This window comes from Rhodococcus ruber, from assembly GCF_016804345.1.
GTDB classification, from domain to species: Bacteria; Actinomycetota; Actinomycetes; order Mycobacteriales; family Mycobacteriaceae; genus Rhodococcus; species Rhodococcus ruber.
Window position 1 is genome coordinate 294,143 of record NZ_CP044211.1, and the last position, 15,918, is coordinate 310,060.

Annotated in this window: 11 protein-coding genes; 5 read left to right on the plus strand and 6 right to left on the minus strand. The window is 70.4% G+C overall.

What is annotated here, in order from left to right; translation table 11 throughout:
• Window positions 1–8: 8 nt before the first annotated feature.
• The 5 genes from F1734_RS01440 (at window position 9) to F1734_RS01460 (ending at window position 7,276) form a co-directional block, all read left to right on the plus strand.
• Window positions 9–1,526 carry a carotenoid oxygenase family protein gene (locus F1734_RS01440; protein WP_048771235.1) on the plus strand — a complete coding sequence of 506 codons (1,518 nt, stop codon included), beginning with the start codon at window positions 9–11 and terminating at the stop codon, window positions 1,524–1,526.
• Between the two features lie 10 nt (window positions 1,527–1,536).
• Window positions 1,537–2,478 carry a winged helix-turn-helix transcriptional regulator gene (locus F1734_RS01445; protein WP_172603522.1) on the plus strand — a complete coding sequence of 314 codons (942 nt, stop codon included), beginning with the start codon at window positions 1,537–1,539 and terminating at the stop codon, window positions 2,476–2,478.
• Between the two features lie 40 nt (window positions 2,479–2,518).
• Window positions 2,519–4,315 (plus strand): ABC transporter substrate-binding protein/permease, encoded by a 1,797-nt coding sequence (locus tag F1734_RS01450; RefSeq protein WP_017681621.1) that lies wholly within the window; start codon window positions 2,519–2,521, stop codon window positions 4,313–4,315.
• A 3-nt stretch (window positions 4,316–4,318) separates the two neighbouring features.
• Entirely contained in the window at window positions 4,319–5,062 is a 744-nt protein-coding gene (locus F1734_RS01455; protein ID WP_010596296.1) for an amino acid ABC transporter ATP-binding protein, read from the plus strand.
• 138 nt (window positions 5,063–5,200) lie between these two features.
• On the plus strand, window positions 5,201–7,276 hold the full coding sequence (locus F1734_RS01460; RefSeq protein ID WP_102031769.1) for a PhoX family protein: 2,076 nt from the start codon (window positions 5,201–5,203) through the stop codon (window positions 7,274–7,276).
• A gap of 52 nt (window positions 7,277–7,328) precedes the next feature.
• Here F1734_RS01460 and F1734_RS01465 read toward each other — a convergent pair whose 3' ends face one another.
• The 6 genes from F1734_RS01465 to F1734_RS01490 all read right to left on the minus strand — a co-directional run bounded on the left by F1734_RS01465 (window position 7,329) and on the right by F1734_RS01490 (window position 15,842).
• On the minus strand, window positions 7,329–8,048 hold the full coding sequence (locus F1734_RS01465; protein WP_010596298.1) for a haloacid dehalogenase type II: 720 nt from the start codon (window positions 8,046–8,048) through the stop codon (window positions 7,329–7,331).
• Between the two features lie 121 nt (window positions 8,049–8,169).
• Window positions 8,170–9,465, minus strand: coding sequence for a PucR family transcriptional regulator (locus tag F1734_RS01470; RefSeq protein ID WP_010596299.1), 1,296 nt, complete (start codon window positions 9,463–9,465; stop codon window positions 8,170–8,172).
• Complete coding sequence (locus F1734_RS01475; RefSeq protein WP_017681618.1) at window positions 9,458–10,885, minus strand: phytoene desaturase family protein; 1,428 nt, start codon at window positions 10,883–10,885, stop codon at window positions 9,458–9,460. Before F1734_RS01475 ends, F1734_RS01470 begins: the two co-directional genes overlap by 8 nt.
• Window positions 10,882–12,669 carry a DUF3556 domain-containing protein gene (locus tag F1734_RS01480; protein WP_010596301.1) on the minus strand — a complete coding sequence of 596 codons (1,788 nt, stop codon included), beginning with the start codon at window positions 12,667–12,669 and terminating at the stop codon, window positions 10,882–10,884. The genes F1734_RS01475 and F1734_RS01480 overlap by 4 nt, the downstream gene beginning before the upstream one ends.
• Window positions 12,670–12,751: 82 nt before the next feature.
• Window positions 12,752–14,212, minus strand: coding sequence for a class I adenylate-forming enzyme family protein (locus tag F1734_RS01485; RefSeq protein ID WP_203011267.1), 1,461 nt, complete (start codon window positions 14,210–14,212; stop codon window positions 12,752–12,754).
• Window positions 14,213–14,372: 160 nt separating this feature from the next.
• Window positions 14,373–15,842: an amino acid permease gene (locus tag F1734_RS01490; protein WP_203011268.1), complete on the minus strand. Its 1,470-nt coding sequence runs from the start codon at window positions 15,840–15,842 to the stop codon at window positions 14,373–14,375.
• Between the last annotated feature and the right edge of the window lie 76 nt (window positions 15,843–15,918).

A 15,918-nucleotide genomic window follows, 5' to 3' on the forward strand; every position in this document is an offset into this window, starting at 1 on the left:
GGACTTCCATGGAACTCGAGATCCTGGGACGGGCGCTGTCCACCCTGCCCGCGGACGACGACCACCCGTACCGCACCGGTCCGTGGCGTCCGCAGCACACCGAGCGTCGCGCCGACGACCTCGAGGTGGTCGGCGACCTGCCGGCCGACCTGGACGGCGTGTACCTGCGTAACACCGAGAACCCGGCGCACCCCGCACTCGAAGGTCTCTACCATCCGTTCGACGGTGACGGCATGGTGCACGTCGTCGGCTTCCGGGACGGAAAGGCCTTCTACCGAAACAGATTCGTGAGGACCGACGGTTTCCTGGCCGAGCAGGAGGCCGGCGGCCCGCTGTGGGCGGGCATCGCCGAACGGCCCCAGAACTCGATCCGCCGGGACGGCTGGGGCGCCCGCGGCCACATGAAGGACGCCTCCAGCACGGACGTCACCGTGCATCGCGGCGTCGCCCTGACCAGTTTCTGGCAGTGCGGGGACCTCTACCGCCTCGACCCGACCACCCTCGAGACCCTGGGCAAGGCGACGTGGGACGGCCGATTCCCCTCCGACTGGGGCGTTTCCGCCCATCCGAAGGCCGACGCCCGCACCGGCGAGTTGCTGTTCTTCAACTACGGCACCGACGCCCCGTACCTGCACTACGGCGTGGTCGACGCCGAGGACCGGCTGGCGCACTACGTCGACATCCCCCTGCCCGGCCCGCGCCTGCCTCACGACATGGCATTCACCGAGAACTACGCGATCCTCAACGACTGTCCCCTGTTCTGGATCCCGGAGTCCCTCGCGCACGGCAAGTACGTGCCGCGCTACCACCCCGACCTGCCGATGCGGCTCGGCGTCCTACCCCGGCGCGGCCGCCCGGACCAGATCGTCTGGTTCGACGCCGACCCGACCTACGTGCTGCACTGGACCAACGCCTACGAGGACGGCGACGAGATCGTGCTCGAGGGATTCCATCAGGAGACGCCGGAACCGCCGGACGACGGCACCGGAACGCTCTACCGGCGGCTGTTCCGTTCGCTGGCGCTCGACCGCATGGGCACCCACCTGCATCGCTGGCGGTTGAACCTGCGCACCGGTTCGCTCACCGAGGAGCGGCTGTCCGAGTCCGTCACCGAGTTCGGGATGATCAATCCGCATCACGGCGGCATCCGTCACCGCTACACCTACGCCGCGACGGGGGTGCCGGGCTGGTTCCTCTTCGACGGGCTCGTCAAACACGACGTGCAGACCGGAGCAGAGGAGCACTACTCGTTCGGCGAGGGCGTCTTCGGCAGCGAGACGGTGATGGCGCCCCGCACCGGGTCCGCGGGCGAGGACGACGGCTACCTGATCACGATCACCACCGACATGAACCGGGACCGGTCCGAATGCCTGGTCTTCGACGCACGGCGACCGGCGGATGGCCCGCTCGCGCGGATCGGGCTGCCCGAACGGGTCTCGAGCGGCACCCACTCGACGTGGGCGGCGGGTTCGGACCTGCCGGGGTGGCGGGACGCGGACCGGGCCGGCGACGTCCTGAACCTATGATCATGTGTCGATGGCAGGTTCCGGCACGGTCACCGAACTCGAGCCGGGCGGTGACAACGCGATCGCGGTCACCCTCGGCATCCTCGGCGACGAATGGAACCTGTGGATCCTGCGGTACGCGTTGCAGGGCGACCGCCGCTACCGGGACTGGATCGAGCGGGGGGAGATCTCCAACGCGGTGCTGACCGCGCGGCTGACCCGCCTCACCGACGCGGAACTCTTCGAGCGGGTGCAATACCAGGCGCGGCCGGCCCGGCACGAGTACCGATTGACGGCACGCGGCCACGGCGTGTGGCCGGTCCTGCTCACCATGTGGGCGTGGGAGCAGCAGTGGGCGCCCGACCACAGGGGCCGGCTCCCGGCCCGCCGGCACACGGGCTGCGCCGCCCGGTTCACCCCGGTCCTCGTGTGCGGCCACTGCGACCGTCCCGTCGGCGCACCCGACGTCGAGGCGCAGCTCGGCCCCAGCGGGCAGTGGTCGCGGAGCGTGCCCGCGGCGACCGGGCGCCGCCGGTCCGGCCGCGCTCGCTCGCCCGAGATCCTGCCGCACACGATGGAACTGCTCGGCGACCGGTGGTCGGCGGCACTGCTCGGGGCGGCGTTCCTCGGCGCCACCCGCTACGGGCAGTTCGCCGAGCGCATGGGTGCGCCGCCGGCGGTGGTGGCCGGCCGGCTCCGGCGCTTCACCGAACTCGGCGTGCTCGAGGAACTGCCCAATCCCGCCCGCCCGGCATGGGTGACCTATCACCTGACCGACAAGGGGCGCGCGTTCTTCCCCGTCGTCGCCTGCATGATCGACTGGGGGCTGCGCTGGTTCCGCGCACCGGAGGGACCCGCGATCGTCCTGTGTCACCGCGAGTGCGACCACACCTTCACCCCTGTCCTGACGTGCAGTCACTGCGGGGAGCGGCTGCGGGCCTCCACGGTCTCGATCGAGCCGTCCGGCGGTTGACCCGCCCGTCCGGCGGCTCGATTCGGATTAGGCTCCCACCATGCCCGAATCCGTGATCGCGAAACGGAGCACCGTCGCGGCGCTGCTCCTGGCGGTGCTCCTGGCGCTGACTGCGACGGCCTGCTCGTCGGGGGGTGATCGACCGTCTGCTCCCCAGGATCTGTGTTCCCCGCCCGGAGTCGGCTCGGCGTCCGCGGCGCCGGCGAACCTGGACACGTCGGCCGCCGCCGCGGAGGACCGGTACACGACGCCGGACGTGGTGTCCCTGGACTCGGTCGACGTCGCGGGGCTGAACCTCGTCACCCCCGGCGTGCTCACCGTCGGCACGCTCTCCGACGCGCCACCGAGCATCTGCGTGAACTCGAGCGGCGAGTTCACGGGCTACGACAACGAACTGCTGAAGGCTGTCGCGGAGAAGCTCGGGCTGCGTGTGCAGTTCGTGGGCACCGAGTTCGCAGGCCTGCTCGCCCAGGTGGCCGGCCGGCGCTTCGACGTCGGCTCGTCGTCGATCACCACCACCGACGAACGGCGCCAGTTGGTCGGCTTCACCAACGGCTACGACTTCGGGTACTTCTCGCTGGTCGTGCAGAACGGCAGCCCGATCCGCGGGTTCGGCGACCTGAACGCCGCCACGCGCATCGGGGTCGTGCAGGGCACCGTGCAGGACGACTACGTCGTCAACACCCTCGGCCTCGATCCGGTGAAGTTCCCGGACTACAACACCGCCTACGCGAACCTGAAGACCGGCCAGATCGACGCGTGGGTGGCGCCGTCGCAGCAGGCCGAGGGCGCCATCGCCCCCGGCGATCCCACGTCGATCGTGCAGAACACCTTCAGCCTCAACAACTTCGTCGGCTGGGCCGTCGCGAGGGAGAACCAGCCGCTGATCGACGCCCTGAACTCCGGGCTCGACGCGGTGATCGCCGACGGCACCTGGGCCGAGCTGTACACCCGATGGGTGCCCCGGGAACTGCCCGAGGGCTGGAAGCCCGGCAGCAGGGCCGCGCCGGAACCGGACCTACCGGACTTCGCGGCGCTGGCCGCCGAGAACGCCGGCGAGGAACCGGGAGCGACGGCACCGAAGTCCACGCTCGAGCAGCTGCGCGAGACGTTCTTCTCCTGGGAGCTGTACCGGCACGCCTTCCCCGATCTGTTGAAGACCGGGTTGCCCAACACCCTGATCCTCGCCGTCACGTCGGGCGTCGCCGGGACGATCCTCGGGATGTTGCTCGCCATGGCCGGGATCTCCCGCACCCGCTGGCTGCGCTGGCCCGCCCGCGTCTACACCGACATCTTCCGGGGGCTGCCCGCCGTCGTGATCATCCTCCTCGTCGGCCTCGGTGCCGGACCGGTGGTGCAGGGCCTGACGGGCAACAACCCGTACTGGCTCGGCGCCGCCGCCCTGGCGCTGCTCGCGGCCGCCTACATCGGGGAGATCTTCCGATCGGGCATCCAGTCGGTCGAACCGGGGCAGATGGAGGCTGCCCGCGCCCTGGGCTTCAGCTACCGCCGGGCGCTGACGCTGGTGGTGATCCCCCAGGGGGTGCGGCGCGTGCTGCCCGCGCTGATGAACCAGTTCATCTCGCTCATCAAGGACTCGTCGCTCATCTACTTCCTCGGCCTGCTGGCCACCCAGCGGGAACTGTTCGCCGTCGGCCGCGACCTGAACGCCCAGACCGGCAATCTCTCCCCGCTCGTCGCGGCGGGCCTGTTCTACCTGATCCTCACGGTGCCGTTGACGCACCTCGTGAACTACATCGACCACCGCCTGCGCACCGGCCGGCCCGAGGCCACCCTCGACCCGCTCGAACAGGAACTCGTCGTGGAGAGGGGCTGACCGATGCCGACCACCGTCCCCGAGAGTGTGTCCCTCACCGGGACCGGGCTGCACCTGGCCTTCGGAACCAACCGGGTGCTGCGCGGGGTCGACATCCACGTCGACGCCGGGAAGACCGTCACCGTGGTCGGCCCGTCCGGTTCGGGCAAGTCGACCCTGCTGCGCGTGCTCAACCGGCTGCACGAACCCGACGCCGGCGACATCCTCCTCGACGACCGCTCGGTGCTGAAGGACAACCCCGACGAGCTGCGGCAGCGGATCGGGATGGTGTTCCAGCACTTCAACCTCTTCCCGCACAAGACGGTGGCCGAGAACATCGCGCTCGGCCCCCACAAGCTCAAGGGGCTGTCGAAGGAACGGGCCCGCGCGCTCGCCCTCGAACAGCTCGACCTGGTCGGGCTGAAACACAAGGCCGACTCCCGTCCCGGCAACCTGTCCGGCGGGCAGCAGCAGCGCGTCGCGATCGCCCGCGCCCTCGCGATGGCCCCACAGGTGATGTTCTTCGACGAGGCCACCTCGGCGCTCGATCCGGAACTCGTCAAGGGGGTGCTCGCCCTCATGGCCGACCTCGCCTCGGGCGGCATGACGATGGTGGTCGTCACCCACGAGATGGGCTTCGCCCGCTCGGTGTCGGACACCGTGGTGTTCATGGACCACGGCGCGGTAGTCGAGACCGGCCCACCCGAGGAACTGTTCGACGCCCCGAAAACCGAGCGCCTGCAACAGTTCCTGTCGCAGGTCCTGTAGGCCGCTCCGCGGCCGGTGTGTCCTTTGGGCGGCTGGGGCAGCCCAAAGGGCACACCGGACGTTCACCTCGTCTTTCCCTTCGCCTGGTTTCGGTCTCCTACGGTGCCCGCGTTGAACCGATTCGACGAGGGAGTACCTGTGAGTCCGAAGCCCCTGCCGCTGATCGTCACGCACGACGGCAAATCGTCACGCGCCGCCGTCACCTGCCGCTACAAGTGCGGCAACGCGTGTTCCCACGCCGTGCCCAACACCTCCGGGGGCGAGTACTTCGGTGACGTCGTGCGCACCGCCATGAGCCGGCGCGGCGTGCTGCGCGGCGGCGCGATGGCGGTGCTCGCGGTCGGTGCGGGCGGTGTGCTCGCCGCGTGTGCCGACGACGCGGGCAGCACCGGCGGCGCCACGACGTCGGGCCCGGCGGACCTCGGCCCCGCGCCCACCGGCACCGACTTCACCGCCGTCGTCCCGAACACCGACGACGTCGTGACCGTTCCCGAGGGCTACGACCAGTCCGTCGTCATCCGGTGGGGTGACCCGGTGCTGCCGGATGCGCCCGCCTTCGACATCGGCAACCAGACCGCGGCCGCGCAGGAGAAGCAGTTCGGCTACAACAACGACTTCGCGGGGCTGCTGCCCGTCGACGGCGTGCCGAACACCTACCTGCTGGTGGTCAACCACGAGTACACGTCCGAGCCCTTCATGTTCGCCGGCTACGATCCCGACAACCCCACCGAGGAGCAGGTGCGCATCGGATGGGCCAATCACGGGCTGTCCGTCGTGCAGGTCAAGGGTGAGGCCGGATCCGGTCGTCTCACACCCGAATTCGGCCCGCACAACCGGCGTATCACCGGTCTGACCGAGTTCGTTCTCACCGGTCCCGCCGCGGGCAGCGACCTGGTCAAGACCGCCGCCGACCCGACCGGCACCCGCGTGCTCGGCACCCTGAACAACTGCGCCGGCGGTCTCACCCCGTGGGGCACGGTGCTCTCCGGCGAGGAGAACTTCAACCAGTACTTCGCCAACGCCGAGAACGTCACCGACCCCGTCGCCGCCGAGCGACTGGCACGCTACGGCCTCGAGGGCGGCGCGTCGGAACGCCTGTGGGAGCGCTTCGACCCGCGTTTCGACATCGTCGCCACCCCCAACGAGGTCAACCGGTTCGGGTGGGTCGTCGAGGTGAACCCGTGGGACGCGACGTCCGTGCCGGTCAAGCACACCGCCCTCGGACGGTTCAAGCACGAGGCCGCGACGATCCACGTCACGGGCGACGGCACCGTCGTCTCCTACAGCGGCGACGACGAACGCTTCGACTACATGTACAAGTTCGTCTCCTCCCGCAAGATGCAGCCCGGCACGTCGCAGGCGGCGATGCGGCACAACATGACGCTGCTCGACGCCGGCACCCTGTACGTGGCCAAGCTGACCGGTGAATCACCGGACGAGATCGACGGCAGCGGCGCGCTTCCCGCTTCCGGCACGTTCACCGGCACGGGAGAGTGGATTCCCCTGCTGCGCACCGCCGAGGACGGCCGCGGCGAGTCCCTGGTCGACGGCATGACCGCCGAGGAGGTCGCGGTGTTCACCCGTCTGGCCGGGGACAAGGTCGGGGCCACCAAGATGGACCGGCCGGAGGACTTCGAGCCGAACCCCGTCACCGGCAAGGTCTACGTCGCGTTGACCAACAACACCAAGCGCGGCGAGGACGGCAAGGCCGCCGCCGACGTCGCGAACCCCCGCAACAACAACAAGAACGGGCAGGTGCTCGAGATCGACGACGACCACGCCGGCACGTCGTTCACGTGGAGCCTGCTGCTGGTCTGCGGCGATCCGGAGGCCGCCGACACGTACTTCGGTGGTTTCGACAAGGCGCAGGTCAGCCCGATCTCGTGCCCGGACAATCTCGCCTTCGATCCGCACGGCAACCTGTGGATCTCCACCGACGGCAACGCCCTGAAGTCCAACGACGGACTGTTCAGCGTCGCGCTCGACGGCCCGCGCCGCGGGGAGACCAAGCAGTTCCTCACCGTGCCCGTCGGTGCGGAGACGTGCGGACCGATCGTGCAGGAGAACCGCGTCGTCGTGTGTGTGCAGCACCCGGGCGAGACCGACGACGCCACGTGGGACGCCCCGTCGTCGCACTGGCCCGACGGCGGCACCTCGCAGCCGCGCCCGGCCGTCGTCGCGGCCTGGAAGTCCGACGGCCTGATCGGCGCCTGACCCCGTGCGCGCTTCTGGTAGCAGCCGCTACCAGAAGCGCGCACGGGTGCCGTCAGGCGCCCAGGCGGCGGGCGAGGTCGATCAGGTCGTCGGCGATCACGTCCCAGTCCTGTTCCGCGCGCAGGTCCGTGGTCTGGGCCGGGCCGTGCTCGGTGGGTCGCGCGAAGAACGCGGTCCTCAGGCCGCAGGACCGCGCGGCCGCCAGGTCCTCGTTGTGGGCGGCACACATGCACACCTCGCCCGGCTCCAGGCCCAGGATGTCGACCGTGCGCAGATACGCCTCGGGCATGGGCTTGTAGGCTCGCGCGACCTCGGCACCGAGGACGGCGTCCCAGGGCAGGCCCGCCCGTTTGGCGATGTCCACCATCATGCCGATGTTGCCGTTCGACAACGGGGCGACGACGAAACGCTGCTTCAGCCGGGTCAGTCCCTCGACGGCGTCGGGCCAGGGATCGAGCCGGTGCCAGGCGAGATTGAGCCGATCGAGATCGGTCCCCGGCACGGCGGCCGGATCGATGCCGACCGTACGCAGCGCCTCGTCCAGGTTCTCTCGGTGCAGCACGTCCAGCCGCACGAACGGCCGGGTGCCCGCTCGCACCGCCTGCATCGCCGGCTGGTAGCGAGCCCGCCAGGCGTCGGCGAAGACGACCGGGTCGATCGACTCGTCGTAGCGGGCCAGCAGGGGCGCCGCCTCCCGCGCGATGCTGGTGCGCCAGTCCACCACCGTGCCGAACACGTCGAAGACCAGTGCCTTCACCCCGGAGATGCTCATACGCCGCATCCTCCCAGCACCGCCGGGCCGGTGCACGTCAACCAGCACCGCCGGGCCGGTGCACGTCATCCAGCACCGCCGGGCCGGTGCACGTCATCCAGCACCGCCGGGCCGGTGCGCGTCAGCGCAGCACCGCCGCCCCGAGGAACTCGCACGCCTGCAGCGCCAGCGCGATGTCCAGCTTGTCGTGCACCGCGGGTGCCCCGGTCGGGTCGCCGAGCGCCTTGTTGATCCGGTACTTGACGGTGTTGCGGTGCAGGTTCAGCCGTTCGGCGGTGTGCAGGTGGCTCTCACCGGTGGCGAAGTAGGTGCCGAGGGTGACCCGCAGCATCGCGGCCTGTTCGGTGTCGTCGGCGAGCGGACCGAGGATCTCGCCCACCCATGCCCGCGCGGCGTCGAGGTTGCGGGCGAGCAGCGACACCACCGCGACGCCCCGATCCCCGAAGCCGACGACCCGCCGGGTGCACGTGGTCTGCGCCACCGCAATCGAATACGCGGCCTCGGCCTGCTCGTGCGAGCGCCGGAAGCCGGCCAGGCCGGAACCGGGCAGGCCCACCGCGAGACGGCCGGCCGGATGGGAGCGCACGACGGCGTCGAGCGCCGCCGTGTCGATCACCGGCCGGCGCCGATCGAACGGAAGCCACGCCCACACCGTGCGCCGGTCGATGGCGGTGAGGATCGGCGGGGCGTCCGACCCGAGATGCACCGCCACCGCACGCACCAGCCGGTCCAGCGGATTGATGGCACCGTCCGCGGATTCGACTGTGGTCCAAGCGATCACCCCGACGTGACAGCGGTCGAGCCGGTACCGGGTCTCCGCCTCGAACGCCGCGGCGTCGGTCTCGGATCCGTCGACGAGGCCGTGGATCAGGGCGGAGTGCACGTTGCCGCGCACGGCCGACCACCGGCGACGTTCCTTCTCGTACGCGTCGAACACGTACAGGGTGATCCAGTCGATGTACCGGTAGACCACCGCGGAGATGTACTCGACGACGTCGAGGGTCACCTGCGGCGGCAGGTTCATCGACCGCACCTCGTCGAAGCACAGCCGCATGAGGTCGTTCTGCCCCATGTGGTACGCCCGGACGAGGGAGTGCGACGGCACGTCGCGCTGCGCGAGACGGAGCGCGTATTCCACTGCCGCCGTTGTGGGTTGGAGGTGGTCGGCAGGGATCTCGTTGGTGAGCACGTGGATGATCGTCGCGATGTTGCCGTGCACGCTCGCCTCGAGGAGTTCGACGAGTTGCGGGTCCTCGTCGAGGTGGGCGATCTCGCGCGCCATCATCGCGGTCATGGACCGGCTGATCTCCCGCTGGCGGGCGTCGAAGCGGCGCGCGACCTCGGCGACGACGCGCCGGACGTCGTCGGCGGCCGACGATGCGCCCGCCGGCTGTCCCGAGAGCACCGGATCAGCCACGGCCCGTGCTCCGCAGGTGCCGCAGCGCCGACTCGGCGGCGTTGTAACCGCACATCCCGTGCGCGCCCGCCCCGGGCGGGGTGGAAGCCGAGCACAGGTAGACACCCGGAACCCCGGTGCTGTAGGGGTCCAGTGCAATTCGTGGCCGGAAGACCACCTGCAGGTCGGCGTTGGCACCGCCGACGATGTCCCCGCCGATCTGGTTGGGGTTCTGCCGCGCGAGGTCGGCCGGTGCCGTCGTCGAGGTCGCGACGACGCGGTCCCGGAACCCCGGGGCGAACCGCTCGATCTGCGCGACGATCGCGTCCGTCGCGTCACCGGTGTAGCCGGCCGGGACGTGGGCGTAGGCGTACACCGGGTTCAGGCCGCCCGCCGAGCGGGTCGGGTCGGCGACGTACTGCTGACCGAGCAGCACGAACGGCTTCGCCGGCATGCGGCCCGTCGCGACGTCGCGTTCGGCCCGGGCGATCTCGGCGAACTCGCCGCCGAGGTGGACGGTCCCGGCCCGCCCGCAGTCCGGATCGGTCCAGGGGATCGGGCCGTCGATCGCGAAGTCGACCTTGAAGGCGCCGGGAGCGTGACGGAACTTGCGGTAGGACTTGGCGATCCGCGACGGCACCGCGTCACCGAGGATGTCGAGGGCGGCGCCGGGGGCGACGTCGAGGAGGACGACGTCCGCCGGCGGCAGGTCCGCCGCGCGACGGACCCGGACGCCGGTGTGCACCTTGCCACCGTGCTCGGCGAGCTGGGCGGTCAGTGCGCGCGCGATGGCCGCGGAGCCGCCCTCGGCCACCGGCCACCCGTAGCGGTGGCCCGCGGCGGTGATCATCAGCCCCACGGCGGACGTCGCCGGGCGGTCCAGCCGGTGGTAGGCGTGGGCGGCGACGCCGCCGAACAGGGCCCGTCCCTTCGGCGTGCGGAACCAGCGGGCCGCGGCCGTCGCGGGCAGCAGGGCCCGCGGCCCGAACCCCGCCAGCCGCAGCGGGTGGCGGGGGACGTTCAGCACCGGCCGCATCAGGTCCGCGGCGAGCGCGTCGAACCCGGATGCGAGGTCGGCGAACATCCGCCGCCACCGCGGCCCGTCCGCGCCGAGACCGGCCGCGGTGACGTCGAGGGAGCGGTGCAGCAGGGCGGCCTCACCCCCGTCGAGGGGGTGGGCGCAGTCGATCTCCGGCCACCGCCACCGCAGGCCGTACCGTTCGAGGCCGAGGGTCTGCAGGTAGGGGGAGCCGGCACCCATCGGATGGAAGGCCGAGCAGTGGTCGTGGACCAGGCCGGGGACGGTGAGCTCGCCGGAGCGGGTTCCGCCGCCGATCTCCTCGGCTGCCTCGAGGACCTGGACGTCCACGCCGCGACGGGCGAGGTGGACGGCGGCGGCGAGCCCGTTGGGCCCGCTGCCGACCACGACCGCCGTACTCACGCCTGCACCTCCAGCTGTTCGGCGTCTGTGCGGTCCATTGTCCACTGCACGTCGAACGGGATGGGTCCGTTGGGCAACCAGGGCTGCTCGGCGACGGCGTCGGCCACCCTGTAGGTGCCGCGTTCGATCACGCCGAGGGCCGCGTCGATCACCTTGTACTCCTGGGTGCCCCGGTGGATGGGCTGCGATTCGATCCACGCGACGACGAACTCGCCGGGGGCGAAGTTGCAGCGGCGCTGGATGGCGGCGATGAGGTGCTCGTTGTGCAGGTGACCGTCCCCGAAGTTGAAGGCGACGATCGAGTTGCAGGAGAACTCGGCCTCGCGCAGGTCGTAGGTGTCGATGTCGTCCCCGAGGTGCCGCATCATGAGGGAGAACAGTGCCCGGCCCTGGCTGTGCAGGGACCGCCAGCCGAGCAGCTGGTGCATCACCACGTCCGCGACGTCCTCGGGGTAGGTGGCGAGCAGCTGGGTGCGGGTGTTCTGCGCACCGCGGACGATGTGCCGATTCAGCTTCTCCTCCGCGCCCGGCGCGAACGCCCAGGTGGCGGACGCCCAGTTGCCGGCGTACTGCCGCATCGACGGCAGGAACGACACCAGGTCGGGACGCAGATTGCCCAGCACCGGGAAGAAGCACAACCCGGCGGTGATCCCCCCGGCCAGCCACAGCGACGACATGTCGGTCACGGCGTAACCGTCCCACGCGGGGAAGCCCCAGAACAGGAAGACCGTGGCGTAGGCGAACAGCAGATTCCATTCCAGCGGCACCGCGAGCGGGAAGGTCGACGCGATGAAGAAGTGGAACGCCACCATCAGCAGCACGGCGAGCAGCGTGAGGGTGCGGTTCGTGGAGAACAGCAGCACGAGCGGCGTGGCGATCTCGACGAGGGTGCCCAGGACGTGCCCGACGCCGCCGGCCAGCACGGACGGGCGCAGATCGTTCGGGAAGCTGCGGTAGTGCGCGCGCTTGATCGTCCTGGACAGCATCCACGGCGTGTTGCTGATCATCGGCGGGATCACCATCGAGAAGTGGTGACCGAACTTCGAGACGCCGGCGCCGACCCAGACGGTGACGATGAGCAGCTTGAGGGCGACGATCATGTCGACGAACGGCAGGAAGGTGAAGAACACCAGCGCGGGCAGGTACTGCTCGCTGCGCGCCGCAATGAAGATCACCTTGTCGCGCAGGCCGATCAGGACGAGCAGCACGACGATCGGTGCCACCACCGCGGGCCGGACCAGTCCGGCGTTGTCGGCGATCACCGCGTCGACCGAGGCGGTGTGGACACCCGGAAGAACGATGGCGGCAAGAAGATTGACGAGCAGGACGGCGTAGAGCGCGACGTCGCCGGCGGTGCGGCGGTCACCGGCCGTGCCCGGCACCTTGCCCGGCCACGGTGGGAGCCGGATCGTGTCCGGCTTCAGCCAGGAATGGAATCCGCCGGTCATCGGCTTGAAGTGCCCGGCGAGCGGGCCCCACGAGCCGCCGACGCCGAGCGCCTCCACCAGCACCGTCCACAGGATCAGCTTCTGGTAGACGATCGGCTGGTTCCACCACGACGCCACGTCGAGCCAGGGCAGGCCCGAGGTCAGCGTCGCGAGGGCGGTGCCGGCGCCGACGTAGAGGACCAGCAGCTTGAGGATGTAGACGGTGTGCACCATCTTCGGGGTGCCGAATCCGTGGTCGACCCAGTGGGTCGACATGGCCCGCAGCCGATCCCGGAACGGGAGCTGACGGAAGGTGGCGGGATCCACTTCCGGGAAGTGGCCGGTCTTGAAACCCATGGGAATTCGCCTTTCGGGTAGGGGCGGCCGCCCCACCGGCCCGGGGCCGGCGAGTCGGAGCGTGTGGTGTCTCGGGGAGCGGTCAGGCGTGCACGGGAGCCCCGTGGCTGCGCCGCAGACCGGGCTTGTCGATCTTGCCGACGGGGTTGCGCGGCAGGTAGTCGACGACGTGTACCTCGGCGGGCACCTTGACCCTCGTCAGCCGCTCGGCGACGTGGGTGAGCAGTTCGGCCCCGGTGACGGTCCGGCCGGGGCAGGTCACGACGTACGCGACGGGGACCTCGCCGTACACCTCGTGCGGCGCGCCGATCACGGCGGACTCGAGGACCGCGGGGTGGGTGGCGAGTGCGTTCTCGATCTCCTTGGGGTACAGGTTCTCCCCGCCGCGGATGATCATGTCCTTGATGCGGTCGACGAGGGTGAGGTAGCCGTCCTCGTCGAGCCGGCCGACGTCGCCGGTGTGCAACCAGCCGTCGACGACGGTGCGGGCGGTCTCCTCGGGCCGGCCGAGATAGCCGCGCATCACGTTGGGGCCCTTGATGAGCACCTCGCCGGTGGCGCCGGGCGGCAGGTGCCGGCCGTCGGGTCCAACGACGGCGATCTGCTGACCGGGCAGCGCGGGGCCGACCGTGCCGAGCTTGCGGGGGCCGTCGACCGGGTTGCACGCCGACGCGCAGGTGCCCTCGGTGAGCCCGTAGCCCTCGACGACGACGAGCCCGAAGCGCTGCTCGACGCGGTCGAGGAGTTCCTTCGAGATCGGGGCCGCGCCGCAGATCGCGAAGCGCAGCGACGAGGTGTCCACCGGGGTGTCCTGCGGCTGGGAGACCAGCAGGGCGTAGATGGTGGGCACGGCCGAGAAGTACGTCGGTCGCAGCCGGGCCACGTCGCCGAAGAAGCGGTCCGGGGAGAACCGGCCGGTGATGCTGAGCTGAGCACCGGCCAGCAGGGGCGCGAGGAAGCTGACCGCGATCGCGTTGACGTGGAACAGCGGCAGGATCAGCAGGCAGTGGTCGGTCTCGGTCAGCCGCAGGTGCGTGCGGAAGGAGTCCGCCATGAACTGCAGGTTCGCGTGCGTGAGCTGCACGCCCTTCGGCCGGCCCGTGGAGCCGGAGGTGTAGATCAGCAGGGCGGTGTCGTCGGGTTCCGGGTCGGCGCCGGCCGCCCATCCGGCGGGAGCGGCGACGGCCATGTCGTCCACGTGGATCACCGGTCGGCCGCCCGACGGGGCGCCGGGACCGGCGTTCACGACGAGTGCGGCTCCGGCGTCGTCGATCTGGTACCCGGCCTCGCTCGCGGTGAACGCCGGATTGACGGGGGTGGCCGTCGCGCGCAGCCGCCACGCCGCCATGAGGGCGACGAGCAGTTCGGCCCGGTTGGGCAGCATCACCGCGACGACGTCACCCGCTGCGATGCCGTGCTGCTGGAGCTGCGCCGCGAAACCGTCGACTCTGCGGGCGAATTCGGCGTAAGTGAGCTGCCGGTTGTCGTCCCGCACGCAGGGCCGGTCCGATTCGCGGTGCCACACCAGGTATTCGATCGTCACTACCGTCGGTCCTCTCGTTTTCGGCTGACCACGACGGTAGTGACGGGGATCACGTCCCGGCTACGGCCTCGCGGGCTCGAGTTCCGGCCGGGTGTTGTCCTCCGAGCACAAACACAGAGCCGCCGGCTGCGGAAGGCAGCCGGCGGCGCGGAACGGATCGTCAGGGGGCCGGATCGCCCGAGGCGGCGGGCTGCGGCGCCGCCGCGACGTGCATCGCCCGGGCCAGTGCCGCCTCCTCGGGCGCAGCGGTCCGTGCGGCACCACGCCGGCGCAGGTACCGGGTCTTGAGGTGGTACGCGGCGACGATGACGGCGAGCGCGATCAGCGACTGCACCAGTTCGGCGCGGGCGCCGGTGAACCACATGCCGACGAGGATCGCGACGATGACGGCCGTGACGACGACGGGCAGGGCGGGGTAGAGCCACACCCGGAACTGCAGGATCTCGGGCGACGTGCGTTCCCAGCGGCGACGCAGCACCAGTTCGGACAGGCAGATCATGATGTACACGAACAGGCAGATCGCACCGGACGACGTGACCAGGTACAGGAAGATCGTGTCGGGCCAGACGTAGGCGGCGACGATGCACACGTAACCCACGAACGTGCACGACAGCACGCCCTTCAGCGGGACACCGCGGGAGTTGACGGCCGTCATCCAGGCGGGGGCGTCGCGGTGGGCACCGAGCACGAACAGCATGCGCGACGCGGTGTAGAGCCCCGAGTTCAGGCACGAGAGCACGGCGACCAGCACCACGAAGTTGAGGATCTCGGCCGCGCCGGGAATGCCCAGGACCTCGAGGGCGGACACGAACGGGGATTCGCCGACGACGTAGCGGTCCCACGGCAGCATGGTGACGAGCAGGAACGTCGCGCCGACGAAGAACGCGAGGATCCGGAACACGACGGTGCTGGTGGCGCGGCGGATCGCCGCGGCCGGCTCCTTCGACTCCGCCGCGGCGATCGTGACCAGCTCGGCTCCCGTCATCGAGAAGATGACGGCGACCACTCCGACCAGGACGGGGGTGAAGCCGTTCGGCAGGAAGCCGCCGTGGGCGGTCAGGTTTACGAACGACAGGTCGGCCCCCGGCCAGACGCCCAGCACGTAGAGACCGGCCAGGACGAGGAACGCGATGATCACCGCGACCTTGATTCCGGCGAACCAGTACTCGGCCTCACCGAAGTTGCCGACCGACAACAGGTTCACCACGGTCATGATCAACAGCAGGCCGGCCGCCATCAGCCACAACGGAACACCGGGGAGCCAGCGGCCGAGCAGGGTGGCCCCGACCACGGCCTCGATTCCGACGACGACCACCCAGAAGTACCAGAACAGCCAGCCGGTGGCGAAGCCCGCCCAGTTGCCCATAGCGTCGCGGGCGTACTCGGTGAACGAGCCGGTGCAGGGCTTGGCGACGGCCATCTCCCCGAGCATGCGCATGACCAGGAAGACGATGAGTCCGCAGATCAGGCAGGTGAGGATCGCGCCGGGGCCGGCCTGGCCGATGATCGCGCTGATGCCCACGAAGAATCCCGCGCCGATCACCCCGCCCATGGACAGCATGGTGAGATGACGCCTCTTCAGCGCGTGACCCAGGGTGTCGGACCTTTCGGCCGGTGAATCGGTGTGCACGGCACTCCCTTCGAGACCTGGTGTGCGGCGCCGTGGGGTGCCGGTTCCGGCGTCCCGGCGGCGCTGTCGCTCGGAT